At 71.4% G+C, this 1,638-nt stretch carries 1 protein-coding gene; it reads left to right on the forward strand.

Annotated features, from left to right (window positions below; genetic code table 11):
• The first annotated feature begins 118 nt into the window (after positions 1 to 118).
• Positions 119 to 1,411, forward strand: a complete 1,293-nt coding sequence (locus ABHU32_RS10000) for an IS30 family transposase (RefSeq protein ID WP_346979817.1) — start codon at positions 119 to 121, stop codon at positions 1,409 to 1,411.
• Positions 1,412 to 1,638 lie beyond the last annotated feature (227 nt).

Genomic DNA, 1,638 nt, shown 5'->3' on the forward strand with positions numbered 1-1,638 from the left:
CCTTGATTATCAACTTCATCCGAACACCTCCCACATTCATCCGCACATGTGCGGATGAATGTGGGAACCCGATACCCTGAGGGCCGGACCGGCCGGCCCCGGGAGATCGGAGGACGGCATGTCCGGAAAGAGGAAGAAGGGTTCCGAGAAGGCGGTCCCGAGGGCCTACGGAAGGCTCACGAGGCACGAGCGGGACACGGTCCAGAGGATGCTGGAGCGCAGGGCCTCGTGCAGGGAGATCGCGAGGGAGCTGGGCAGGTCGCCCTCGACGGTGAGCGCCGAGGTGGCGTCGCACAGGTTCGTGACGGCGCCGAAGTCCAGGCGCGGCGAGCGCGTGGACGCCTCCGCCGACCTGTCGGCGGCCTGCCCGCGCCTGGCGGCGTGGCCGCGATGCTGCAACGGCTGCGGCCGGTACCGCGCGATCGGCTGCAAGCGCCGCCCCCACATCTTCTACGAGGCCCGGGCCGCGCAGCTGTGCGCCGACTCGGTCCTCGTCTCGTCCAGGCGCGGGATAGACGCCGACGAGCCCGCCGCGGCCGAGGCGCTCGCCCACATTCGCGACGGCCTGCGCCGCGGCCTGTCGCCCGAGCAGCTGTCGGCCCGGAACGGCGGGCCCGTGGACCTGTCGCCCTCGACGATCTACCGCTGGGTCTCGGCGGGCTACGACGGCATGACCAACATGGAGCTCAGGCGCAAGGTCGGCTACAGGCCGAGGAAGCGCGCCGCCGGCCGGGCGGCCACGCGCCACTCCGCCCGCAGGTCGCATGCCGCGTTCCTCGCCCTCGGGGAGGACGCGTGCGCCGCGGCCTGGGAGATGGACACCGTCGAGGGCGCCCGGGAGGACTCCGCCTGCCTGCTCACGCTGCTGCACCGCCCCAGCAGGCTGCAGCTCGCGCTGCCGCTGGCGGAGAAGACCGCCGGGCGCGTCGCGGCCGCCCTGGGCGATATCAGGGAGGTCCTCGGCGCCGACGGCATGGGCAGGGTCTTCCGCGCCGTGCTCACCGACAACGGCACGGAGTTCTCCGACGAGCGGGCGATCGCGGACCTCGTCGGCGAGGGGCCGGGCGAGACGAGGCTGTTCTACTGCGACCCGAGGCGCAGCGACCAGAAGGGCGCCTGCGAGCGAAACCACGTCGAGATAAGGAAGCTGCTGCCCAAGGGCTCCGGACTCAGGTTCGACCGGCTCGCCCCGGCGGACCTGGCGCTGGCCATGTCGCACGTGAACTCCGAGCCCCGCGGCGCGCTCGGCTTCTCGACGCCCGCCAGGGCCTTCAGGGCGATGCTCGGGGAGGACGCGGCGGCGCTGCTGGACGCCTACGGCGTGGAGGACGTGGCGCTCGGCGATCTCGACCTGACGCCGGGGCTCATCGAGAGGGCGCGCGCCGAGAGGGGCGATGCCCCGCTGGCCTAGGCTAGAAGGAAAAACGGAATAGACGGACCGACCGTCCGGCTGAGTCTGGGAAGAGGTGCCGGGCGGCGGGCGGAGCATGGCCACCGGACCTATCGAAACACATCTCCACCGTTCCTTCAACTGGGAAAACGGCGCCCCCGGACCCCAGGAGGGGCCGCGGGGGCGTTCAGCTAACTGCGGGAACGGCCTATCCGCTCAAAGTGTTCGGCTGAGATCGGAAATCAACC

The sequence above is a fragment of the Collinsella aerofaciens genome, assembly GCF_039758965.1.
In the GTDB taxonomy this organism is placed as follows: domain Bacteria; phylum Actinomycetota; class Coriobacteriia; order Coriobacteriales; family Coriobacteriaceae; genus Collinsella; species Collinsella aerofaciens_BR.